Genomic DNA, 23,729 nt, shown 5'->3' on the forward strand with positions numbered 1-23,729 from the left:
TCAATGTTTGGAATCTGGTTCTATTCAACCGTTTCCAGTGTTTGCTCCAGTGGCAGCGTAGATTTCGACACCTCGCCAAAGCCACGCAGACCCACCACATGCACGTGCTCTTTATCGTTAAAGATCTTACGTACCAGTTTGTAGGTGGTGCCCTGCTCTGGGCTGATGTTTTCCGGCGCTGCAATCAGAAGCTGCATATCCAGGCGGTGACAAAGTTCGAACAGGGTCGAGATTGACTTCGCATCCAGACGCGCGGCCTCATCAAGGAACAGCAGACGACAAGGAATAACATCTTTACCGCGCAGACGACGGGATTCTTCTTCCCAGCTTTGCACCACCATCAGCAGGATTGCCTGGCCGGTACCGATCGCTTCACCGGTCGACAGCGCACCGGATTCCGCTTGCAGCCAACCGTCAGTACCACGGTTAACTTCAATACCCAGTTCCAGGTAGTTACGGTAGTCCAGAAGCTCTTCACCCAGGATCTGAGGAGAACGCTGACCAAGGTCGATATGCGGGTTCAGGCGCTGGAACAGTTTCGCCATTGCTTCAGAGAAGGTCAGACGGTTGTTACCGAACAAATCCTGATGCTGCTCTGCTTTCTCTGCCAAGCCTTCAAGCAGCTGCGCATGGGTTTCGCGGATAGAAACATTCAGGCGCACACCTTTAACCTGACCAAAGGCAATATTAGACAAACCTTGGTTCAGCAAACGAATACGGTTTTGTTCACGCTGAATGGTCTTGCGGATAATGTTCGCCACAGACTCAGAGCTGATTGCCAAGCGTTTCTCACGCTGGGTCAATTCTTCAGTCAGGCGCGCCAGTTCCACTTCCATCTCTTCAATCGCTTCAACCGGATCGTCGGTACGGATGATGTCGTGACGGATACGCTCACGCAGGTGCTGGTAAACCGCAACGTAGAACAGAACTTTACGCTCTGGACGTGCCATGTCTTCCGACGCACGCAGTGCATCACGCAGGGTTTCGTTGTCAGCCACCGCCAAACGCAGTGCACCCAGTGATTTATCCGACAGTGAACGCAGTTCGTCGGCAGACATGTACGCCATTTCACGGCGATTCAGCTGCTTCTCTACGTTGCTGGTGCGGGCAATCTTCAGTACTTCCACCCACCCGGCTTTCGCGTTCACCACGAAAGTACGCAGGTCAGTGTACTCTTTACCCGCTTTCTTCAGCGTTTTCACCAGAGAACGCATCTCCAGCTCAATCGAGGTCAGGCCTTTTTCCAGCTCGCTCTTACGGCTGCGTGATTGTGAAAGCTGTGCATTCAGTTCGTCACGACGGATACGAGCACGCTCTTCCGCTTCCACGTCCGCGCGAACGCCCAGTTCAGTCAGTTCACGTTTGAATTCTGCAACCGTTTCCTGCTTCGCCTGGTGCGAGCTTTTCAGTGATGCCAGCAGTTGGTTGTACTGGTTCACCTGATCGCGAACCTGTTTCACGTGCTCACGTGAACGGGTACGGGCGCGCTCTGCATCCACCAGCTTGGCTTTCAGCTGTTCGTTCAGCTCGCTGCTCTTGTTCAGCAGTTCAACCGCATCGGCGTAACCGAAGTGGTGACGGCGCTCAACCAGATCAGACAGGGCGAACAGGGTTTTCTTCAGCGATTGCAGCGCTTCGTCTGCTTGCTGGTAAGCGGCATTCAGGGCATCAAACTGTTCTGGGTCAGCGTCCAGTGTCGACACCAGATTTTCCAGTTCTGCCAGCGCCTTGCCGTGTTCACGGGTGAAATGGCGCGCTTCGTCTGCCTGGGACAAGCGGCTTTCCACTTCTTCCAGACGCGCTTCCAGCGTTTCATCTTCCAGCGCATTAACTACGTGCTGAAGTTTGTTCAGCAGCGCAATCGCTTCTTTCGAGCCGGTCAACTGGCTGCGAACCTGTTGCTCGCTTTCACGAGGCTGTGCAAGCTGGCGCTGCACACTGTTGCGTTGTTCACGCAGGGCTTTCAGTGCCGCTTCCGGGTCTTCATTGAACGCCACATTCATGTGGTTGGACACGAAGTGGTTGAAGCTTTGGGTCAGACGCTGAAGCTTCTGGGCATCGAAGGAGGCTTTGGCGTAGTTTTCTACCAACTCTTCACGTTTTTCACGCAGGCTTTCCAAACGGTGCTCACGCGCCGCACGACCAAACAGCGGAATTTTCGGGAAGCGAGAGTAACGCAGCTGGCGGTCGTTCAGGTGAACGCAAACCGCATTTTCCAGCTCTTCAACGTCAAATACGCTGTCATCGAAGCCATCTGCTTCACCTTCGATGATGTACAAGTCTTCCGGGCAGTCATCCAGATCCAACAGCTTCTCTTTGATGCCTTTCAGATCTGGCACCACAATCGCGTGGCGCGCAGGGCCGTACAGTGCTGAGAAGTACGGTGCATCATCAATGGTGATGTCATCGTAAATCTCAGACAGCAGCGTGCCACCCAGGGTATCAGCCAGCGATTGCAGACGCGCGTCATCGCTGCCGCCCGGCTGTGCCAGACGCTCGATTTCCGCTTCCAGCGTTTGCTTTTCAGCATGCAGTTTGTCGCGGGTAGCGATGGTTTCGCGCTCTTCCGACATAACGCGCTGCATGGTATCCAGCACTGCTTGGTTGTCGTAAAGCTCTTCGCCGGTTTGCTCTGCCAGTTTTTCCAGTGCTTCCTGCGCGGCAATCCACGCTGGTGCGACTTTTTCAAACTGGGCAGTTTTTGCGTTGATATCGTTTTCAGCGCGTTGCAGTTCGCGGACCTTCTCTGCCTGCTCACCTACTGCTTCTTCTGCTGACTCCAGACGTTCCTGCTGGCGCGCCATTTCAAGCTCTACCGCGTCTTCAGAGGCAACGGTTTCGTTGAATTGGCGCTGGTATTGCTCAGACAGGGTTTTCGCCTGTTGGAAGCTTCGCATCTGACGCTCAAGGTCACGGTGCTGCGCACTCAACTGGTCAGCATTTGCAGACAGGTTGGCAAATTCGCGGCCTTTGGCAATTACTTCACGTGCTTTAACACCCGCTTCAGCACGGCTCACGTCACCAGCGATGCTGCGTACCAGATCAAGACCACGTTCAAACTGTTTGGCTGCCGCAGAAGAGAGATCCAGCTTGTGCTTCAGGCTCAAAAGCTCAGAGGTTTGCACCTCTTCTTTTGCTTTGAGTGACCCCAGATACTCCGCCGCATTTTCCTGCGAAAGCTCGTCGTTACCTGTCAGCTCGCGCGCTTTTTCCAGCGCTTTCACCGCTTGTTGGTATTGCAACGCACGGGTTTGCTGCATATCCAGCGCTTGCTGGTAATCCGCAAGCTGGGTTTTCAGGCTATCGACTTCTTCTTCCGTCAGATGCGCCTGCTCTTCAGCCATCGCGAGCTGTTCAGTGGCTTCTTCCACCACCATCATTTGCTCTTCGAGACGAACGGCCAGCTCTTCCAGATCTTCCTGGTAACGCTCTACTTTCTCTTGTTGGCGAACAGCGGTCTGCACCAGCTGCAGGTGATCAGACGCGGCCTGATAGTCTTGCTCAAGGTGAGTCTGACGTTCGTTCAATGCATCCAGCTCGTCAGTCATGCGGCCGAATGTGCCTTGGAAATCATCCAGTTGACGACGAGAGCCCTGCACTTCACCGCGGCGTTTCAGCGCTTGCTCCAACTTGTTGCGACGCTCGTTGGCGTGGCGCATGTAGTCAGACGCAACGTAGTTGGTGGATTCAGTGATCAGGTGTTTGAACAGGTCACGGTCACGCTGGGTCAGCTTGATCGCTTCCAGTGTCATGCGGTTTTCGCGCAGCGCCACTTCCATGTCCTGGAAGGCTTTCTTCACACCGCCGTTTTGTGGCAGCAGGTAGTCGCGCAGGGATTTGGTAATTGCACTGGAGATACCACCGTAAAGCGATGCTTCAATCAGGCGGTAGAACTTGGAGCGGTCGCTGCTATTACGCAGTTTCTTCGGCAATGCACCGTATTCAAACATCTGTGCGTGATAATCCGTCAAAGAGTTGAAAGCTTTGAAATGCGCAGTGTCGTAGTCACCCAGCGCATCTTTCACTTCATTTAGTTGACGGACACGTACCTGGTTGGCAGACACGTTCTCGATCAGGATGTCAGTTGGCTTCACGCCAGATGGCAGGCCCTGAACGATAAAAGGTTTGATGTCGACTTTCTTATCACGACCCGCCACTTGCTGCAGACGAACAGCGAACAGAATGCGTTGGTTACGTGAGTTCACCACATCCAGCGCCGCATAACAGGCACCTGGTTTCAGTTTACCGTGCAGGCCTTTGTCGCGTGATGCCGTCGAGCTGCCCGCTTCCGTGGTGTTACGGAAGTGCAGCAGACTTTGGTCAGGGATAAGCGCTGTAATAAATGCCGCCATGGTAGTGGATTTACCCGCACCGTTACCGCCTGAGAGGGTTGTGACCAGATTGTCGATGTCAAAGGTACGGGCAAAGAAACCGTTCCAGTTGACCATGGTCAGCGATTGGTATTTACCGCGTTGGGTCATGCCTGAACCTCCTGAGCATCTTCGTCACGATCTTCGTCGTGATCATCTTCTTTTAGCAAGCTGGATTGTGCATGTTCCTGCTGGTGAATAACCGCTTCACCATCGCGGATAAGGCGCAGCTGTGCTTCACGGATATCGTCACCCGCACGCACATCCGCACCGAAGCGGAATGTCGCTTCACTCACGCGGAATTTACCGTTGTCGCCGATTGGCACAATCATGCCGATACGACGAAGACGACGCAGTGAGGTCTTCACTTTGTCGTATAGCTTCTCGCGGTCAAGATCCGAACCTGATGCACGCAGGGTCACCAGCTTCATCAGTTTCTTCTCGTCTGCCAGTGTCAGCAGCTCGTCGAACAGTTCCTGGGTGGTAAAAATGCCTTCCTGTGCCAGACGCTCTGGGCTCAGGTAAAGGAAACACAACACCTTACCTACCAGCATGTCGAGTTCTGAAAGCACTGCGCGACCAATCAATGAGGTTGAGCGCGGACGCAGGTAGAAGAAACCTTCAGGTGCGCGCACCAACTCAGCGTTATAACGCTGGTAGAAATGCTGCAGCGGGGTTTCAAACTCAATCAGATAAGCGTGGTTATCCAAATCTTCGCTGGCGATATGGCGGCCAGCACGCAGGACGCTATCCAATGCCGGGAACAGCGGATTGGCAATCGCTTTTGCCAGTTCCTCTGGCATAAATTCTTCAATATTTATCGATGACATTCGCTTGTACCTTGGCTCCGTATTCGTTAATTGCCTGCCAGTCCGGCTGAATTGCATTCATGTCGGACTGTGAGTAACCAAGGCGAACCGCCTGGTTGATCACGATCCGCGCCAGATCAAAGTGACGGGCTTGTGGGTGTTGAGCCAGATAGTTTTTCAGTACCACGCCCAAATCTATGCCCTCACCCGTTTGACGGTGGCGAGACAGCATGTCAGAGATTTGGTCGCTCAATTGGTCGTTAACCAGCGTCAGTTCCTCAAACTCGACTTCTGCCGGCATTTCACCGGTCACTTCGTCATCACGAAGTACCAGTGCTTCGTCGCGCATATCACGCAGACGTTCTGCATCGGCAAAGGTCAGGAACCAAGGGTTATCGAAGTATTCTGTCACCGACTGGCGAAGACGCTGGCTGAACGCGCGGTTCTTGTCCATGTCGATGGCATTACGAATAAATTTGTGTACGTGGCGGTCGTAGCCGATCCAGAGATCAATCGCCTGCTGGCCCCAGTTCACGATGCGATCCAGCTTCATTTGCAGGTTGTAGATCATGGCATCGACGAAATCTAAATCGTCGCGGCCGTGAACCTGTTCCTGAATATTCAGAAGCTGGGTTTGCAACTGATCACCCGCCGACTGCAGGGTATCCTGAAGCTCGCGCAGGGTGCTGGAAGTTTCGTTCAGCAGTTGCTCACAATTGGCGATCGCAGCCTGCCAGTCCTGGTTTAACAGCGCAGCAATGTCGTCTTTCACTTTTTGCTGCTGCTCATCCATGGTGCGTTGGTTCAGATCGATACGATCGAAAATTTCGGCCACTGAATACTTCAGTACGCCGTAAACGTTCTTGCGCCAGAAATCCGCGTCACCATCTTCTGCAGCTGCGGTCAGGGCTTTATCAATCTCATCAGCCACCATGGACAGTTGAATTGAAAGCTTGAGTGAGCTGTATTCGCGGTGACGCGCGTAATAATCGCTGATACCCAGTGCCAGCGGCGTAAGACGATAAATACTCGCGCCGTCGGTCATTTCGCTGGTAAAACGGCTCAGCAGGCGGCTGCGCACCAAGTCGTTAATGGCATTGTTTGCACGAAACGCGATGGTTTCGCTAGCTTGATCGAATTGGTCACTGACGATACGGAATGCATCGACCAGCTCCCCTTCCCCTAGCTCCTCCTCGAAACGCTCGCTGCTGAGTACAGCAACGGCAAGGAGAAATGCCAGCCGTTCCGGCGGCAGATTGAGGGAGAAGTCATTCGTTTTCACCCAACCAACCAACTCAGGAACAGTCTGAGAGAATTCGCTCATCCGTTTTCCTTGTTGTTTACGTGTATCTTGTAATCGTTATGACTCGAGAGGCCTTTGTGCGTACACGTGAATGTAACGACCTAACGAGATAAAAGGTTCCTGACGGCAGAGTTTTTGCTCCATCGCCACGACCTGTTCAAAGGTGAATTCGCCTGTTCTCGTGTCTTTCATGTAGTCATGGAACGTGCGAACACCACTTTTCCCTAAAATGGTAAAACCGGCCTCTTCAATCCACTGATAGACATCTTCAGGTTGAAGGCCTTTCTGTGGCTGCAGTTTAAAGCGCTTGCGGTGAGGCATTCCCTCTTCAACATGCGTCAGGTTGCCACAGATCAGGTTCTTAAACAGCAGGCCATTTTGGTTGTAGAACATGACCGATGCAACACCGCCCGGTTTGACTTGTGACAGTACGACATCCAGCGCTTCACGCGGGTCACCAAGCCATTCCATTACTGCGTGGAAAAGCATCAGATCGAACTGCTTGTCTGTATGCTGCGCGATTTCCTGCACCGGTGCATGAACGAAGCGATAGTGCGGCAATAGCCCTGCTTCATCGATGTCTTTTTCTGCCAGCGCGAGCATCTGTGAAGAAAGATCACATAAGGTCACGTTGTGGCCACGCTGCGCGATTTGTTGCGAAAGCTGTGCCAATCCGCCACCGGCATCTAAAATGTCCAGCGGACTAGATTCGCCCAGGCGGTTCAATATTGATTCGAGATCTTGCCAAACAACGGCTTGGCGGATTTCTCCCTTGCCCGAGCCGTAAATGTTTTTAACAAATTTGTGGGCAATGTCGTCGAAATTTCTATCCTCAGTCACAGTGCCTTCGTTATGATTGTCTGCTAAGGGGTTTATTTTCGCATAAGCCTGCCGTTAATAAAGGTCTGATGCACTTTCTGGCCCCTGTTTGACTATATTTCGGGCGACATTTCATGTTTGAACTAAAAAAACTTATATCAACTTTACTGATGCCCCTTCCTGCGCTACTGCTACTTGGATTTTTCGGCCTGTTTTTGATCTGGTTTACCCAGAGAAAAGGGTTCGGATCTTTCGTTGTTTTTGTTTCTCTGTTGTTAATTGGCCTGGTTTCGTTCCAACCGTTCACTTCTTCACTTTTAATGAAAATGGAACGCCAATACCCACCCTTCCTGCCCACGGAAAAACCGGTCGATTATGTGATGGTGTTGGGTCACGGCCATGTGGTTGATGATGAGATACCACCTACGTCTGAATTGTCACGTGTAGCATTAATGCGACTGGCTGAAGGGATCCGCATTCACTTTATGTATCCAACGTCGAAACTGATCCTGTCTGGCTATGACGGTGGATATGAAGTGAGTCATGCCCGAATGCTGGCACGAGTTGCTCTGGCATTGGGCGTGAACAAAAACAACATACTGCTGCTGGAAACAGCGAAGGATACGTGGGAAGAGGCCTTTCAGGCAGCATCCGTTGTCGGTGACAGCAATCTGGTACTCGTCACCTCTGCCAACCACATGCCACGCGCGATGTATGAATTTGAGAATGCGGGTTTAAACCCTATTCCTGCACCGACCAATTTCATGGCACAGAAAGAAATCCACCAGCCTTGGATTAAGTACAGCCCCCGCGCCCAGTACCTGGAGCAGTTTGAACGCTATTGGCATGAGAACTTGGGACAGCTTTGGCAACGCCTGCGTGACAAAGTGGCTGAGCAGGAAGCGGAGTTCCAGACAGCGCCAGTGACGCAACCTGAGACGACCATAGATGAAGAGGTGGTTGAAACTGAACAGGTTGTACCTGCAACCTGATTTACTCTCAAACACTAAACGCAAAAAAGCTGCCAATGGCAGCTTTTTTCATTTCTGGTAGACGATTACTGGGCAATAAGCTTTCGTACCAACTCCAGATCTTCTGGCGTGTCCACACCCGCTGGCGGCGCTTCGATCGCCACTTCAACGTGGATCTTCTCTCCGTACCAAAGCACGCGCAATTGCTCTAGACATTCAATGTGTTCAATCGGGCTTGGCGCCCAGTTGATGTAAGTGTTGATAAAGCCTGCACGGTAACCATAAATGCCGATGTGACGTTTCAGGTTGTGGTGGATTTGAGCTGGTGCTTTGGCGAAATTATCGCGATCCCAAGGAATGCTTGCACGGCTGAAGTACAGTGCGTAGCCATCCTTGTCGGTGACCACTTTGACTGCATTCGGGTTAAACACTTCGTCCGCATGATCAATGTTCACCGCCAGGGTCGACATCGGTGCATCGCTACGTGCCAAGTTTTCTGCGACCTGACGAATCACACTTGGTGGGATCAGGGGCTCATCACCCTGAACATTGACGATAATTTCATCGGCCGCCAAGTTGTATTTCTCTACGACTTCAGCCAAACGCTCAGTACCCGACTGGTGGTCTTCGCGGGTCATACAGACTTCGCCACCAAACTGGTTTACTGCATCAACAATACGTTGGTCGTCTGTCGCAATGATGACTTTGTCCGCGCCGGACTTCATCGCCTGTTCGTATACCCATTGGATCATCGGCTTGCCACCGATATCAACCAGAGGTTTCGCAGGCAGGCGGCTCGACGCATAGCGCGCCGGGATCACCACGGTGAATTTCATTGTTTAACCTCGTCAGAAGACATCTCGCGCGCTTCTGTCGTCAGCATGACAGGAATACCGTCGCGGATTGGATAGGCCAAGCGGTCAAACTTACAGACCAGCTCGTTGTTCTCTTTGTTGTAGTTGAGCTTTCCCTTGCACGCTGGGCAAGCCACGATTTCAAGCAGTCGGTGATCCATATCCATCCTTCACTTTCATGATTTTGTTCATTATGTTGGCCGCATCTTTTTCGCTGAATGTTGCATCAACGGGGAGATACCACCAATTTTCAATCTCTGGATGCTGCGCGATAAAAGCACGGCATTTTACCGCGTCTTTCTCTGTCATCAGCAAATATTCGCCTCTCTTTGCCAAGGCATTAAGTTGCTCGTATTCAAACGCTTTGTGGTCAGCAAACGGTTCACAATGGAGCGGCACAACGCCAAGCTCTTTCAGTGTATTGAAAAACCGCTGTGGATTACCAATACCCGCAAATGCGACAGTCGAGGCTAGCGATTTTGCAGCAACACGCTCGCCGGTTTTCAGATTAACCAACTCAGAGGGTTTTAGTGTCATCGCCACCTCACCCTGCTTGGTTTCTCCTCCGTTACACACCACAAAATCGACGCTACTCAAGCGGTCGGTCTGCTCGCGCAACGGACCAAAAGGCATGTAGTGCTCATTGCCAAACCGGCGTTCACCGTCGACGATAACAAATTCAATGTCACGTGCCAGTTTGTAATGCTGGAGGCCATCATCAGTAATGATGATATCCACGCCCAGTGGCAACAGTGCCTTAACGGCATCGCTGCGTACAGGAGAAATCGCCACTGGCGCGCCGGTACGCTGGTAAATCAAAACAGGTTCGTCACCGGCCTTGTCTGTCCCTGTGGTTTCATCAACTACAAAGGGATAGTTTTCTGCTTTCCCACCATAGCCACGGGAAACCACACCGGGATTGAATCCTTTGGCTTTCAGTTGTTCGACCAGCCAGACCACCACCGGGGTTTTCCCATTACCGCCAACGGTGATATTACCGACGACAATCACTGGCACGGGCGCTTTATAGGCACCGTTGGTACCAGCCAGAAACTCAGCCCGGCGCTTTCGGGCAATCAAGCCAAACAGTTTGCTCAGCGGCCACAGCAGTGGCGCGCCAATCCAGCCTAGTGGGTGGTTTTCAAACCAGATTTTTTCGACCAACCCAGCCAAGCCTTAATCTCCGAATTGAATGCGGTGAAGCTGTGCATATGCACCGTCTTTTTCAATCAATTCCGCGTGTGTACCGCGCTCAACAATCTCACCTTCATCCACCACCAGGATCTGATCAGCGTTTTCAATGGTAGAGAGTCGGTGAGCAATCACCAGCACCGTACGGTCTTTTTGCAACTCGTCCAATGCTGCTTGAATAGCGCGCTCTGATTCAGTATCCAGCGCTGAGGTTGCCTCATCCAGAATCAGTACCGGTGCATTGCGCAGCAATGCACGGGCAATCGCAATACGCTGGCGTTGACCGCCAGAGAGGCTGACACCGTTTTCACCGATAACGGTATCAAAGCCTTTGTCCATATTACGGATAAAGTCGGTTGCGAAAGCCAGTTCAGCGGCACGTTCAATCTCTTCGCGGCTGTATTTGTCTTCCGCGGCGTAAGCAATGTTATTCGCAATGGTGTCGTTAAACAGGTGAACGTTTTGGGACACAATCGCCACATGCTCGCGCAGGTTTGACAGGGTATAGTCTTCGATCTTCACGCCATCGATGGTGATTTCACCGCTGTCGATGTCATAAAAACGGGTTAGAAGGTTGGCAATTGTACTCTTACCTGAACCTGAGCGCCCCACCAGCGCCAATGTCTTGCCCGCAGGGACATCGAAGGTCACCTTATTCAGTGCAGGCGTGTCTTTGGTTGGATAGGTGAAAACCACATCATTCACTTTGATGTCGCCTTTTACACGCTCTGCAACATGTTGGCCGTTGTCTTTTTCCGTCTCCATTTCCATCAGCTCAAACAGGCTGGTACACGCAGCCATGCCGCGTTGGAACTGAGAGGTTACGTTGGTCAGCGCTTTCAATGGACGCATCAAGCCGAACATGGCACCAAACACAACGGCAAAGGTACCTGCAGTCAGTTCATTTCGGATTGACTCGGTATTCGCCAGCATCAGTACAGCAACCAGTGCAAAAGAGGCGATAAGCTGGATAACCGGGTTTGCAATCGCCTGAGCAGAAACCAGCTTCATGGTCTGCTGACGCATGCGGTTGCTTACGTCTTCAAAACGGGTCTTTTCCACTTCCTGACCACCAAAGCTAAGCACCACTTTGTGGCCTTTCAGCATCTGTTCAGCGGAAGAAGTTACGGAGCCCATTGCTTCTTGCATGTTGGAGGAAATGGCGCGAAAACGCTTGGAAACAAAACCAATAGCCCAGGCGACGATCGGCGCAATAATCAACAAGATCGCAGACAGTTGCCAGCTGTTATAGAACATCAACACCATCAGGCCGATAATCGATGCACCTTCACGTACCAGACTGACCAAAGCGCCACTGGTCGCGTTAGCCACCTGCTCAGAATCATAGGTAATGCGGGAAAGCAGCGCACCGGAGGATTCTTTATCAAAAAAGCTGACTGGCATTTTCATGAAATGGTTGAACATGCGGCGGCGCATGGTCATAACCACCATACCTGAAACCCAGGACAGTCCATAAGCGGATACGAAGCTGGATACGCCGCGAATCAGCATCAAACCAATCAGGTAAAGCGGCATCCACTTAAGGAAATCACCATCAACGCTGTCGTAGGTAAAACCTTCATCCAATAGCGGCTTGAGCATGGAAAGCATCAGGGTATCACTGGCGGCGTTGATAACCAGTGCGATGATAGCTACCACCAGCCCGAGCTTGTAGTCGGCGATATAAGGCCAAAGCTGTTTAAAGGTCTGCCAGGTGGTTTTATCTTGATAATTTGATGACATTTTATTTGCTTATCTTCTTGCAAGTTGCGGGCATTCTACTCTTTTATTCGAGGTGCTCCAAACATCTTGCGGTACCAATAGGGCTCCACATCAAAGCGTTGACTATTTACCCACCAACCTTTGTCTGAGAAACAAACACTCACTTGCCCATGCAGAGCTGTTTCATACCAGATGATGTTTCTCTCTTTATATCGACTGACAACATCAGGGTTTGGCAGAATCCAAGGTGTATACCGCCCGGTAGACGCAATCGCAATTGACGGCCTCACTGCTTCAAGAAATATGGCCGAGGAAGAAGTGTCACTGCCATGGTGAGGCACCATCAGCACATCGGCGGACAGCGACTGATTTTCCTCCACCAGCTGCAACTCTTGCGCCTTGGGTAAATCACCCGTCAACAATACTGCAAAGTTGCCATCTGTAACCTGAACCACGCACGAATCGCGGTTTTCCGCATCGTCAGATAATTCTGTCGGATACAAAACGTAAAACGTCAGCCCTTGCCACGTCCAATTCTGTCCTCGAAGACAGGGCAACATCCTATCGCCAACCTTGGGCGCCCTCACCCAGCGGGGAGAGAGATTGGCAACCAACCACTCGGCGCCACCGGCATGGTCATTGTCATCATGGCTGAGAATGAGTCCAGCCAGCGTGAGGTTTCTTTTTCGCATTACCGGCTCCAACACCGATTTAGCAATTGAACTCTGCCCCCATGCCGCGCCCGTATCGTAAATAATGGCCTCGCCGCCCTTTTCAATAATGATCGCCGAGCCATGTCCCACATCCATGGACGCAACACGCCAGAGCTTTTCATCATTCAGATCGACAGCGGCGGTTGCCAGCACCAATGCGACGACCGCAAGAAGCATGGGGAATGAACGTAAACGGAACAGATAAAACAGGTAGCTAGCAATAACGGCCAGTAGTACAGCCCACAATGGAAATTGGGGAAACTCTACCCAACCCACGTCAGCCCAAGACAGTAGCCAAACAACAGGTTCCAGAGTGAGATCAGCCAGTGTCCATAGCCAATAGACGGGCACAAACATGGATACAGTAAGCGCCAGCAAAATTACGGGTACCGCGATTAAACTGACCCACGGCACTGCCAGTAAGTTAAAGAAAATGGCCGGCAGACTTATCCCGCCAAACCAGTTCCACATCAGCGGTGCCATGCCGACAAAAAGAAAGAGCTGCATTCTGAACAAGGTGGTGACATATCGCCGCAGCTTACTTTCGCCCTCCTTAGTCAATGCTGACCCGGATAGGCTCATTACACATAACACCATGACGGCGCCGAATGAGAGCCAGAAGCTGACAGAGAATATCGCCAGCGGGTCGAAGACCAATAAAAGAGAGAGAACACAAAGCACTGTCATCAATGGGCTTAAGCTGAACCCTGTCAGCCGTATACCGACAAAGACACACAAGGCCAGCAATGCCCGCTGCGACGGCAATGAAAATCCGGCAACCCAGGCGTAAGCTACAGCGCCTGCGACGCCCGCCATCATCGGAAGCCACACCAAATTGTCGCGACGAAAGACGAGAGGCAAAACGATTTTGAACAGCGTGGTACCAAAGATAAACGCCAGGCCAATGTGCAGACCCGAAATTGCAAGCAAGTGCGCCAAACCGGTATTGCGCAATGCAACCCAATCACTGTCTGTCAGCCAGGCACGCTCACCAAAACTCAATGCGAGAAGATAGCGGGCATTCCCCATTTCACTCACCACGGGCAAGATGCGGTCGTAGAAGGCTTGTCTGAGCGAAGTTGCCGGATCGATCTGGGTTGCAGTCAGCACGGAACCTTTGCTATGTATATGACGGGAAAGAAAATAGGTTTCAGCATCAAAGCCCGCTTCGTTGACGCGACCATATGGCTCACGCAATCTGGCCGTGATTTCCCAGCGCTGCCCTTCCTTTACCGGTATATCGCTGCGCCAGTAAAGTCGCGCCCGGAATGTCTCGAAAATGGTTAACTTGCGTCCATTGACTGTGTCGACATCAAAGATCACGCTGGTTTGTTTATTTTCACCTGTAAAAAGGCTGCCAACTTCCCCTGCTATGGTAGTATCTTGTGCCACAGTTAAGGCGGCTTCTGATTTGTAAATGAAGAGTGCTGCAGCGCTGGTAGCGACCATACAACCTATGGTCATCCCGGTAACGATAGATGGTGTGCGTTTGTGCTGGATGACAACAACTGTCAGTATTACCAGCAAAGCAAACAGTTCGGGTAGCGCTGGCCACCATTTAAGCGAGACGATAGCTAACACGAGACCGACGAGAAACATCATGCCGGTAACGATCCCTTGCGAAATGAAACTCTATGCCAAGAAAAATAATTAAAAAATTTCTCCCCCGACACGATGTGATTCGGAAACAAAAGGCACTCGCTGTATTTGGCAACCTGCTTTACGACCCGAACCTTTGGTGTCTTAACCGTCGCTCTGCGTCCGGTGCGTTTGCTGTAGGTTTGTTCATGGCCTTTGTGCCACTCCCGAGCCAGATGATCATGGCTGCCGGGCTCGCCATCATGTTCGGCGTGAATCTTCCGCTGTCTATCGCTCTGGTCTGGATCACCAACCCGATCACCATGCCGATCATTTTCTATGGCACCTATAAGGTTGGCGCCTGGCTGATGCAAACACCGCATCAGGCTTTCCATTTTGAGCTTACATGGGAATTCCTGTTCCATCAGATGAGCCAGATTGGCCCTCCTTTCCTTTTGGGTTGTCTGGTCTGCGGCATCTTCTTTGCAACACTGGGTTATTTTGGTGTTCGCGGTATCTGGCGCTATTCCGTTGTCAGAAGCTGGCAGAAGCGCCGTTTACGCCTGCCAAAGATTAAGCCACTCGGCAAAAAGAAAACGGATAACTAAAAAAATACCCCGCAATGCGGGGTATTTTTTTGCTTTGTGATTTGATTGCGACGCTGTTTTGACTCTCAACCCATCAAGGTGTAACTCACCGGTTTATCAATGGGAGGCAGCGTTCCTATCGTGCACTCAGCACCGCTGCTGGCTGCAATTTGCACGCGCGTTGCGCAGGGTACCAAGTAGCCAGCAAGCTCAAAATGATCGCCGTGGCTGACACCACGACCACATCAGTCACCTGCAACTGGGTTGGCAGGAAATCAACGAAGTAAATATCACCGGACAGAAAATCTTTCCCTGTCAGCTTTTCAATTACGCCGACAATCTCCGTCAGGTTCAAGGCCAACAGGCAACCGGCAACGGAGCCAATCACACTGCCAAACAAACCGGAAAGCAGGCCATGCCAGATGAAGATAGCGCGGATAAGGCCATCTTTCGCCCCCATGGTTCGCAGCACTGCCACGTCTGCCGCGCGGTCTTTCACCGCCATCATGAGTGTCGAAACGATGTTGAAACAGGCCACTCCAATCACCAATACCATCACCAGATACATAATGGTGCGCACCATCTGAATGTCGCGATAAAGGAAACCATATTCCTGCGTCCAGTTTTTCAGGTAAACGTATTCAGTCAGGGTACGCCCCACTTCGCGCACGATATTGCGCGCGTTTAGCGGGTCTTTGAGCTTTAACGCGACACCGGAGACAGCGTCTCCCATATCAAGATAGGTCTGTGCATCTTTAAGCGGGATAAGCGCCAAACCATGGTCTACCTGTCCACCCAGACTAAGAATGCCTGACACTTTTAGGCGAATGCGCTGCGGTGCGCGAAGTTTCAATTCAGGATCTGGCGACGGGATGAGCGCGGTCACCCAATCCCCCACTTTCACATCCAATCCGTCAGCAATCCCTTTACCAAGAATTACCGCGTGATCGCCCGGCTTAAGCGAACGCCAGCCATCGCCCTGCACATAATCGTGGATGCGGCTGACATTCTCTTCCTGGGAAGGGTCAATACCCCGCACCTGTACAGGCTTCAGATTTGCTCCCTTTTCCAGCAAGGCGGTAAAAATGACATACGGCGCACCGGCAACAACCCAGGGGTTAGCCTCCGCCGTTTTCTGCATCCCTTTCCAATTGGCAACCGGTGCATCAACGCCCTGCAGCTGCGCATGGGGGATCACAGACAGCACACGGTTTTCCAGCTCACGTTCAAAACCGTTCATGGCAGACAGACCAACAATGATCACCATCACACCAACGGAAATGCCTATCATGGAAGAGACAGAAATGAACGAAACCAGCTTGTTACGTCGTTTGGCTTTGCTGAAACGGCGGCCGATAAACAGCGCTAACGGCTCTAACATGACGCCACAGCCTCCACCGGGTTTTCAATGAACTGCCCGTCCAGCATCGACAGTTGACGATCCATTTTCTGTGCAAGCTCGCGGTCGTGAGTGACCACCAGAAAAGCCGTGTTGTATTCGCGGTTCAGCGTACGCATCAGATCGTAGATATCCAGCGCGGTTTTATGGTCAAGGTTACCGGTAGGCTCGTCCGCCAATACCAATGCCGGACGGTTAACCACTGCACGGGCAATAGCGACACGCTGGCGCTCACCGCCGGAAAGCTCTGACGGTCTGTGTTGTGCCCGGTGCCCCATACCCACGGACTCCAACATTTCCAGCGCGCGTTTTTTCGCTTCCGCCGGTTTGGTGCCGCCAATCATCAGTGGCATCGCCACATTTTCCACCGCCGTGAAATCAGCCAACAGGTGATGGAACTGATAAATAAAACCAATGCTTTGGTTACGCAGCGTCGCCTGTTCGGATGCACGCATCTTGATCAGATCTTTACCGTCAATCCAAACCTCGCCGCCGCTCAGGGTATCCAGTGCACCCAGAATATGCAGAAGCGTGCTCTTGCCCGAACCCGACGCACCGACGATTGCCACCAACTCGCCTTTTTCGATAGAAAAAGAAACACCTTTCAAGACCTGGGTTTCCAGTTCCCCTTCTTGGTAGGTTTTGGTGACATTAGTACAGGTTAACAATGTATTACTCATAACGAAGCGCCTCGGCAGGACGAACAGAAGCCGCCTTGATAGACGGGAATAAAGTAGCAACAAGACTGAGTGCAATCGCACCCAAAACGACAGTCAGAACCTGCTCAGGTTTCAGCACCACAGGGAGCGATAAACCACCGCCCAGCAAACTGACATGTAACAAAGACATAATCTCATTGATATTTAAGGCAACAGCGGAACCGGCGATACCCCCAAGGATGGCGCCAATGACACCACTGCTTGCCCCCTGGACAACAAACAACGCGACGATGCTGCGGTTGGTCATACCCTGGGTTTTCAAAATGGCCACTTCGGCTTGTTTTTCCATTACCACCATGATCAATGCAGAAATGATGTTGAACGCTGCCACCAGAATGATCAGGCTCAGCATCAGTCCCATCATGTTCTTTTCCATTTTCACTGCCTGGAACAGTTCTCCGCGAAGGGCTCGCCAGTCAGACCACTCATAGCCTTTCACTTCCGCGATTTTCTGTAGTGCCGGTACATCAAACGGTTCGGAGACAAACAGGCGCAAATCGGCCGGTTTAGTCCGGGGCAGGCGCATTAATCTTGAAACATCATTGAGGTTGGCAAACATCAACTGGCCATCAACATCTGTCGCCGTGTCGTAAATCCCTGCCACAGTAAAGTTACGTTGTGACGGAATACGGCCAACCGGGGTGAACTGACTGGCGCTGGTGATCATCACCCGGACTTTATCCCCCACGGTGACATCGAGATCCCGCGCGGTTTTACGTCCCAGCACCAATGCGTAACTGCCCGGTGTCAGGGCGCCAAAATCGCCGCGAACCATGTACTCACGAATTGGCTCTGGGCTGTTCACATCGACACCGATCAGCTTACCGGCACCAATGGATTTTGGGCTTTGCACAACCGCATCCGTCATTTCAATGGGCGCGGTACCGGTTACTTTGTCCCAATTGGCAATCGAATGGACATCCGGTGCATGTTCTGCATTGCCTGCGATGATGGCTTGAGGGATCACACCCAGAATGCGGTGCTTCAACTGGCCTTCAAAACCATTCATGACAGAAAGTACCGTCACTAGCGACATCACACCAATCGTGATCCCTGCTGTCGACATGTAGGAAACAAATCGACCGAATTTATCCCCGGTCCGGCCGCGCAGATAGCGAAGCCCGATAAATACCGGTAAAGGGTGAAACATAGTTGGCAATCTCAACCGTTAAGGGCGGGTTTTAACGCCCAACCACTACGAAAAAAGTCTGCAGCAAGAATACCTTTTAGGTCAGTTAATTGCCACGAAACCCCACAATCAATACAGCAGTCAGATGTTTTTTCAGCCAAAACGTTCCCTGTTTTCTACCAATTCCCGTAATTGGCGGGAAAGCTGTATCAATTATCAGCAGCGCTTGCATAAATGCTGCAAAAATAGCCACTTATCCCTCCCTTCTGGTTGGGTATATCTATACCTAAACAACCTGAAGATGTAAGATTCAGCGAGATTGACTGACGTTGTGATCGCGGCGTTCCTTTGTAGGTGTAGTCACCTCCATCAAAAAGGAACAACAAAGAGCACGGCATCAGTCAACTCGCCCGAAGGGAGGCCATCAATGCGCCCACTTTTTCTTTAAATTCCACGGAAATAGAACGACTGTTCCTCGTAAAATTTGCCTCAAATTGAACGCATTGACGACCTCTGAATGCGAGCATCTTCAGGTCGTTTAGGTATATACTTTGGGTATAATCGAAAACATCATGCAATTCGTACCTGCCGTTTTGGTCGCGTCAATTACGCTCCCCCAATACCGCAGTAACGTAAAGAGACCTCAGGACAACCATGAGTCAGGACGAATACTTTTCAGTACATGCTCATTTGAAAATCAATGTCGAAGTGTTAGGCGACGGTGAGCCTGTCCCTTCCGAGGTCGAATTTGGCCGGGAAATACCCATTGCTTTCCGCATCGCCAGCCAATGCGGTGACATCGACAACAGCGTAGAAAAAGAGATCAATGCGCTGAACCACGATGAAGGCCAGGCACTCAGCAAATTTCTGCGTGCCCAGAATGAAAAAATTAACCTGCTTCTCGGCTTTATGCTGGCACAGCAGGATGACCCTACCCTTCGCTATCAAACCGAAACGTTTGGTGCCAGCAGTCTTACCTTTATCGCGCGCAAAGCATTTGAAAAAGGCCAGACAGTGCGCCTGAAACTCTTTCTTGAGAACCCGCCAAGTGCAATTTATTGCTACGGTAGCGTTTATGGCTGCAAAGAGAAAAACGGCAAGTTTGCTGTTGGCGTGAAATATATCCGCCTTCTGGAAGAGGATCGCGATGTACTGATCCGCGCCGCCCTACACCAGCAGCAAAAACTACTCCGACAGCGTGCATTGGAACGAAACAGTTAAGCCAGATCCATGACCAAACAAGCCTTATTTGATTTACCGTCTCCCAAAAAAGCAGGAGATACCCGGGTTGTTGCCAACCTTCACGGTGCCGCGTTGCCACTGACCGTTGCAACACTGGCGCAGCAACAACAACGTTTCATTCTCATGGTGGTGCCGGATAACCAAACCGCCCTGAAACTGTTGCCTGAAATCCGCCAGTTTACCCAACGTGAGTGCCACATTTTCCCGGACTGGGAAACCCTGCCTTACGATAATTTCTCACCACATCAAGACATCATTTCAGACCGTATCGCCCGCTTGTACCAGTTGTCCCAGCAGCGAAATGGCATATTGATCGTGCCGGTCAGTACCCTGATGCAACGTGTCATGCCGCGCTCATTCCTGGTGCAGCATGCATTGATGGTGAAAAAAGGCGATCGCCTGTCGCTGGAAAAACTCCGCCACCAGTTGGAACTTTCCGGTTATCGCCATGTTGATCAGGTGATTGAGCACGGTGAATACGCCAGTCGTGGTTCGATACTCGACCTGTTCCCAATGGGCTCGAGCCAGCCTTACCGGATCGACTTCTTCGATGATGAAGTGGACACCATCCGAGAGTTCGACCCTGAAAATCAGCGTTCCACCCAGGAACTGGACAGCATTAACCTGCTGCCAGCCCATGAATTCCCGACGGATGATGACGCCGTAGAACAGTTTCGCGGCCGCTGGCGTGAGCGCTTTGAAGCACGCCGCGAACCGGAGTCTATCTATCAGCAAGTCAGCAAAAAGACCTGGCCAGCCGGTATCGAATACTGGCAACCACTGTTTTTCGAACAAACTGAAACCCTGTTCGACTACCTGCCGGATAACACCCTGCTGCTGACCAAAGGCGACTTGGAAGCTGCCGCCAAGCAATTCCTTGGTGACGCTGACTACCGTTACGACCAGCGCCGCGTCGACCCACTCCGTCCGTTGTTAGCGCCTAACGAGCTATGGCAAAACGTCGACGAATTGTTTGCGTCGTTCAAAAGTTACCCGCGTATTAAGGTGCAAATTGACGAGACCGAAGAAAAAGCAGGTCGTCACAACGCGCCGGTCTCAGCACTGCCGGAGTTGACAGTCAACCAGCAACTCAAAGAGCCGCTGGGTGCGCTGCGAAAGTTTGCCGAAAGCTTTAGCGGGAAAGTTATTTTCTCAGTGGAAACCGAAGGCCGCCGCGAAGCCATGCTTGATCTGCTGGCCCGCATCAAAATCCGCCCTATGGTTTGTGGCTCGCTCGAAGAAGCGCTGGATAATCCTACCCAGTTTGGGTTGGTAGTTGGCCCTGCCGAAATCGGTTTTGCCTGTGAGTCACCGGCGTTTGCCCTGATTTGTGAAAGCAACCTGCTGGGCGAGCGCGTGGTGCAACAACGCCGCCGCGACAACAAAAAAACGACGACGAACAACGATACCCTGATCCGAAACCTCGCTGAGCTTCAAATCGGTCAGCCTGTTGTTCACCTCGAACACGGTGTCGGTCGCTATCTCGGCCTTCAAACGCTCGAAGCCGGTGGTATTGCCACCGAATACGTTACGCTTGAATACCAGCAAGGCGCGAAACTGTATGTGCCAGTGGCTTCCCTACACCTTATCAGCCGCTACAGCGGTGGTGCAGAAGAAACTGCCCCGCTTCACAGGCTGGGCGGTGAAGCTTGGGAGAAAGCAAGAAAGCGTGCTGCGGAAAAAGTCCGCGATGTGGCGGCAGAGCTGTTGGACGTGTACGCCAAGCGTGCAACCAAACCCGGTTTTGCCTTTAAGCACGATCGTGAAGCGTATCTGGATTTCTGCGCCGGATTCCCGTTTGAGGAGACACCGGATCAAATCCAGGCGATTAATGCCGTGCTGTCTGACATGTGCCAACCTATCGCGATGGACAGACTGGTGTGTGGTGATGTGGGCTTTGGTAAAACTGAAGTGGCTATGCGTGCTACCTTCCTTGCCGTTAACAACAGCAAGCAAGTAGCGGTGCTGGTACCGACCACCCTGCTCGCCCAACAACATTTCGAAAACTTCCGCGACCGTTTTGCCAACCAGCCGGTTCGTGTTGAAGTGCTGTCGCGATTTAAATCCGCCAAGGAGCAAAAGCAAATCCTCGCCGATTGCGCGGAAGGCAAAGTCGATATCCTGATTGGTACGCACAAGCTTTTAAGCAGTGACGTCAAGTTCAAGGATCTTGGCCTGTTGATTGTCGATGAAGAACACCGTTTCGGTGTACGCCAGAAAGAGAAAGTGAAAGCGATGCGCGCGGATGTGGATATCCTGACGCTGACCGCTACACCAATCCCGCGTACCCTGAATATGGCAATGAGCGGTATGCGCGACTTGTCGATCATTGCGACGCCGCCATCACGTCGTCTAGCCATCAAAACGTTTGTCCGCGAACGCGAAAAGAACCTGATCCGCGAAGCCGTGCTGCGTGAGATCATGCGTGGTGGTCAGGTGTACTTCCTGCACAACGACATCGACAGCATAGATAAAACCGCCGATGAGCTGGCAGAGCTGGTGCCGGAAGCGCGTATTACCGTGGCACATGGCCAAATGCGTGAGCGCGAGCTTGAGCGCATCATGTCAGATTTCTACCACCAGCGTTTCAATGTGCTGGTGTGTACCACCATCATTGAAACCGGCATCGACGTACCTACCGCGAACACCATTATCATGGATCGCGCTGACCACCTTGGTCTGGCGCAGTTGCACCAGTTGCGTGGCCGTGTTGGACGTTCACACCACCAGGCTTACGCCTACCTGTTGACGCCACATCCTAAGCGCATGACGAAAGATGCGGTCAAGCGTCTTGAGGCCATTGCGTCGCTGGAAGATCTGGGCGCAGGCTTTACGCTGGCAACGCATGATTTGGAAATCCGCGGCGCGGGTGAACTGCTGGGCGAAGAGCAAAGTGGTCAAATCCAGTCTGTCGGTTTCACCCTGTACATGGAAATGCTGGAGCAAGCGGTTGAGGCATTGAAAGAAGGCAAAGAGCCGTCACTGGAAGACCTTCTAAACCAACAAACCGATGTAGAGCTGCGACTGCCTGCACTATTGCCTGACAGTTACATTCCAGACGTGAACACCAGACTGTCGCTCTACAAACGTATTGCTGGTACAAAAACCGGCGATGACATTGAAGAGCTTCGGGTAGAGTTGATCGACCGATTTGGTCTGTTACCGGATGCCGCCACCAACTTGCTTAAAGTGCAGCAAATCAAATTGGACGCAGCCAAACTGGGCGTGAGAAAAATTGATGCCCATGACAAAGGCGGTGTGATCGAGTTTAGCCAAAATGCCCAAATTGATCCCGGCTTCCTGGTGGGTCTGTTACAATCCCACCCAAGCCGATATCGATTCGAAGGGCCAACCAAACTCAAAATCGTCGAATCACTCAATGACCGCCGTGACCGTGTGGCTTTCATCGAGACGCTGTTAAACCAATTTGCCGACAATTTATTGGTTGCCTGATAACTGGCAACAGGCTTTATAAATGGAGTAATGCTTTGAAAAAGCTAATTTTCCTGCTGCTGTGCACACTTAGCTGGCCGACGCTTGCAGAACGTTTATTTGACGTTGAAGTGATTGTATTCAAACGCAATCAGAACCCAGAAACCGTTCAGGAAAAATGGCCAGATGCGCAGCCTGATATCAACCTGGAGAATGCCGTTTCTGTTTTTGACTCAACCACTCTGCAGGCAAGAGGCCTCCAGTTGTTGCCGAAAAGCGACTGGCAACTGAATGATGAGTACAACCGCCTCCTGAATCACGCAGGCTTCAAGCCTTTGGTTCATGTAGCATGGCGCCAGAATGACGGCAGCCGCGGCCAAATGCCAAAACTGCGTTTAACAGCGGGACAGAATTTTGGTGATGCGTTCTACAAAGATGGCACATCGAAAGACGCACCAATCACCGCTACTGATCCCGTGACGGCTTTGTCCGTTACAGAGCCAAAAGAAAGTGGCTCAATGTATGAACTGGACGGTTTTATCCGCGTTTACGTGCAGCACTACCTGTTTATTGAAACCGACCTTGCGCTGCGTGAACCAGGTGAACGAAAAGTACTGGAAGAAGTCCACGCGGTTGAAACGCCGGTTGTGGACGGCCAGTCTGATACCGAAATCGAGGGCGTCACGGCGGATGGTCAGCAGGTTGCAGACAATATGGAAGGCAACACAGTTACTGCAATGCAGAAACTGGAGCGCACCTACTCCGTAGAGAAGTACCTGAAATCCTACGCATTTGAGCAAAAACGCCGTATGCGCAGCGGCGAGATACATTATCTCGACCACCCACTGATGGGTCTGATCATTCAGGTCACCCGCGTAGAATAAACCCAAC

At 51.8% G+C, this 23,729-nt stretch carries 18 protein-coding genes; 5 read left to right on the forward strand and 13 right to left on the reverse strand.

What is annotated here, in order from left to right; translation table 11 throughout:
* Positions 1-20: 20 nt before the first annotated feature.
* The 4 genes from mukB to cmoM are packed head-to-tail and all read right to left on the reverse strand — an operon-like array spanning position 21 to position 7,322.
* The gene (gene mukB, locus KU854_RS03945) at positions 21-4,481 is read right to left on the reverse strand and encodes a chromosome partition protein MukB (protein WP_218357166.1); all 4,461 of its coding nucleotides are present in this window, start codon (positions 4,479-4,481) and stop codon (positions 21-23) included.
* Positions 4,478-5,200, reverse strand: coding sequence for a chromosome partition protein MukE (mukE, locus tag KU854_RS03950; protein WP_054779021.1), 723 nt, complete (start codon positions 5,198-5,200; stop codon positions 4,478-4,480). The genes mukB and mukE overlap by 4 nt, the downstream gene beginning before the upstream one ends.
* Positions 5,181-6,503, reverse strand: a complete 1,323-nt coding sequence (gene mukF / locus KU854_RS03955; protein WP_218357167.1) for a chromosome partition protein MukF — start codon at positions 6,501-6,503, stop codon at positions 5,181-5,183. Before mukF ends, mukE begins: the two co-directional genes overlap by 20 nt.
* 36 nt (positions 6,504-6,539) lie before the next feature.
* The gene (cmoM, locus tag KU854_RS03960; protein ID WP_054779020.1) at positions 6,540-7,322 is read right to left on the reverse strand and encodes a tRNA uridine 5-oxyacetic acid(34) methyltransferase CmoM; all 783 of its coding nucleotides are present in this window, start codon (positions 7,320-7,322) and stop codon (positions 6,540-6,542) included.
* Between the two features lie 113 nt (positions 7,323-7,435).
* Between cmoM and elyC the strand changes: the two genes are divergently transcribed.
* A complete protein-coding gene (gene elyC / locus KU854_RS03965) occupies positions 7,436-8,293 on the forward strand; it encodes an envelope biogenesis factor ElyC (RefSeq protein ID WP_218357168.1) in 858 nt (285 codons plus the stop codon).
* 65 nt (positions 8,294-8,358) lie between these two features.
* Here the strand turns inward: elyC and kdsB are convergent, their stop codons facing one another.
* Genes kdsB through KU854_RS03990 form a run of 5 tightly spaced genes read right to left on the reverse strand, consistent with a single transcriptional unit; the run spans position 8,359 to position 14,354 of the window.
* A complete protein-coding gene (gene kdsB / locus KU854_RS03970) occupies positions 8,359-9,108 on the reverse strand; it encodes a 3-deoxy-manno-octulosonate cytidylyltransferase (protein ID WP_218357169.1) in 750 nt (249 codons plus the stop codon).
* The gene (locus KU854_RS03975) at positions 9,105-9,287 is read right to left on the reverse strand and encodes a Trm112 family protein (protein WP_054779019.1); all 183 of its coding nucleotides are present in this window, start codon (positions 9,285-9,287) and stop codon (positions 9,105-9,107) included. Before KU854_RS03975 ends, kdsB begins: the two co-directional genes overlap by 4 nt.
* Positions 9,268-10,299 (reverse strand): tetraacyldisaccharide 4'-kinase, encoded by a 1,032-nt coding sequence (lpxK, locus tag KU854_RS03980; protein WP_218357170.1) that lies wholly within the window; start codon positions 10,297-10,299, stop codon positions 9,268-9,270. The genes KU854_RS03975 and lpxK overlap by 20 nt, the downstream gene beginning before the upstream one ends.
* A 3-nt stretch (positions 10,300-10,302) precedes the next feature.
* Positions 10,303-12,060, reverse strand: coding sequence for a lipid A ABC transporter ATP-binding protein/permease MsbA (gene msbA / locus KU854_RS03985; RefSeq protein WP_218357171.1), 1,758 nt, complete (start codon positions 12,058-12,060; stop codon positions 10,303-10,305).
* A gap of 35 nt (positions 12,061-12,095) precedes the next feature.
* Positions 12,096-14,354 (reverse strand): DNA internalization-related competence protein ComEC/Rec2, encoded by a 2,259-nt coding sequence (locus KU854_RS03990; RefSeq protein WP_218357172.1) that lies wholly within the window; start codon positions 14,352-14,354, stop codon positions 12,096-12,098.
* 32 nt (positions 14,355-14,386) lie between these two features.
* On the opposite strand from KU854_RS03990, the gene KU854_RS03995 reads away from it, so the two are divergent.
* Positions 14,387-14,938 (forward strand): DUF2062 domain-containing protein, encoded by a 552-nt coding sequence (locus KU854_RS03995; RefSeq protein ID WP_218357173.1) that lies wholly within the window; start codon positions 14,387-14,389, stop codon positions 14,936-14,938.
* A 115-nt stretch (positions 14,939-15,053) separates the two neighbouring features.
* Here KU854_RS03995 and lolE read toward each other — a convergent pair whose 3' ends face one another.
* The 4 genes from lolE to KU854_RS04015 form a co-directional block, all read right to left on the reverse strand.
* Positions 15,054-16,298: a lipoprotein-releasing ABC transporter permease subunit LolE gene (gene lolE, locus KU854_RS04000; RefSeq protein ID WP_218357174.1), complete on the reverse strand. Its 1,245-nt coding sequence runs from the start codon at positions 16,296-16,298 to the stop codon at positions 15,054-15,056.
* The gene (lolD, locus tag KU854_RS04005; protein WP_054779016.1) at positions 16,292-16,996 is read right to left on the reverse strand and encodes a lipoprotein-releasing ABC transporter ATP-binding protein LolD; all 705 of its coding nucleotides are present in this window, start codon (positions 16,994-16,996) and stop codon (positions 16,292-16,294) included. The genes lolE and lolD overlap by 7 nt, the downstream gene beginning before the upstream one ends.
* On the reverse strand, positions 16,989-18,185 hold the full coding sequence (gene lolC, locus KU854_RS04010) for a lipoprotein-releasing ABC transporter permease subunit LolC (protein ID WP_218357175.1): 1,197 nt from the start codon (positions 18,183-18,185) through the stop codon (positions 16,989-16,991). The genes lolD and lolC overlap by 8 nt, the downstream gene beginning before the upstream one ends.
* An 85-nt stretch (positions 18,186-18,270) precedes the next feature.
* Positions 18,271-18,417, reverse strand: coding sequence for a hypothetical protein (locus KU854_RS04015; protein WP_218357176.1), 147 nt, complete (start codon positions 18,415-18,417; stop codon positions 18,271-18,273).
* Between the two features lie 401 nt (positions 18,418-18,818).
* On the opposite strand from KU854_RS04015, the gene KU854_RS04020 reads away from it, so the two are divergent.
* From KU854_RS04020 to KU854_RS04030, 3 genes are read left to right on the forward strand one after another with little or no spacing between them, the layout of a single operon-like run.
* A complete protein-coding gene (locus tag KU854_RS04020) occupies positions 18,819-19,385 on the forward strand; it encodes a PilZ domain-containing protein (protein ID WP_054779014.1) in 567 nt (188 codons plus the stop codon).
* Between the two features lie 9 nt (positions 19,386-19,394).
* Complete coding sequence (gene mfd, locus KU854_RS04025) at positions 19,395-22,859, forward strand: transcription-repair coupling factor (protein ID WP_218357177.1); 3,465 nt, start codon at positions 19,395-19,397, stop codon at positions 22,857-22,859.
* Positions 22,860-22,894: 35 nt separating this feature from the next.
* Positions 22,895-23,722, forward strand: a complete 828-nt coding sequence (locus KU854_RS04030; RefSeq protein ID WP_218357178.1) for a peptidoglycan binding protein CsiV — start codon at positions 22,895-22,897, stop codon at positions 23,720-23,722.
* The last annotated feature ends 7 nt before the right edge of the window (positions 23,723-23,729 follow it).

Origin of the sequence: Enterovibrio paralichthyis (assembly GCF_019209835.1) — a bacterium.
Taxonomy (GTDB): domain Bacteria; phylum Pseudomonadota; class Gammaproteobacteria; order Enterobacterales; family Vibrionaceae; genus Enterovibrio; species Enterovibrio paralichthyis.

Excerpts from the sequence above, each read along its gene's own strand:
- mukF (WP_218357167.1), bottom strand. The coding sequence starts at position 6,503 with ATGAGCGAATTCTCTCAGACTGTTCCTGAGTTGGTTGGTTGGGTGAAA.
- mfd (WP_218357177.1), top strand. The coding sequence starts at position 19,395 with ATGACCAAACAAGCCTTATTTGATTTACCGTCTCCCAAAAAAGCAGGA.
- KU854_RS04020 (WP_054779014.1), top strand. The coding sequence starts at position 18,819 with ATGAGTCAGGACGAATACTTTTCAGTACATGCTCATTTGAAAATCAAT.
- KU854_RS03995 (WP_218357173.1), top strand. The coding sequence starts at position 14,387 with ATGCCAAGAAAAATAATTAAAAAATTTCTCCCCCGACACGATGTGATT.
- lolC (WP_218357175.1), bottom strand. The coding sequence starts at position 18,185 with ATGTTTCACCCTTTACCGGTATTTATCGGGCTTCGCTATCTGCGCGGC.
- lolE (WP_218357174.1), bottom strand. The coding sequence starts at position 16,298 with ATGTTAGAGCCGTTAGCGCTGTTTATCGGCCGCCGTTTCAGCAAAGCC.
- kdsB (WP_218357169.1), bottom strand. The coding sequence starts at position 9,108 with ATGAAATTCACCGTGGTGATCCCGGCGCGCTATGCGTCGAGCCGCCTG.
- KU854_RS03975 (WP_054779019.1), bottom strand. The coding sequence starts at position 9,287 with ATGGATCACCGACTGCTTGAAATCGTGGCTTGCCCAGCGTGCAAGGGA.
- mukE (WP_054779021.1), bottom strand. The coding sequence starts at position 5,200 with ATGTCATCGATAAATATTGAAGAATTTATGCCAGAGGAACTGGCAAAA.
- msbA (WP_218357171.1), bottom strand. The coding sequence starts at position 12,060 with ATGTCATCAAATTATCAAGATAAAACCACCTGGCAGACCTTTAAACAG.
- KU854_RS03990 (WP_218357172.1), bottom strand. The coding sequence starts at position 14,354 with ATGATGTTTCTCGTCGGTCTCGTGTTAGCTATCGTCTCGCTTAAATGG.
- mukB (WP_218357166.1), bottom strand. The coding sequence starts at position 4,481 with ATGACCCAACGCGGTAAATACCAATCGCTGACCATGGTCAACTGGAAC.
- elyC (WP_218357168.1), top strand. The coding sequence starts at position 7,436 with ATGTTTGAACTAAAAAAACTTATATCAACTTTACTGATGCCCCTTCCT.
- lolD (WP_054779016.1), bottom strand. The coding sequence starts at position 16,996 with ATGAGTAATACATTGTTAACCTGTACTAATGTCACCAAAACCTACCAA.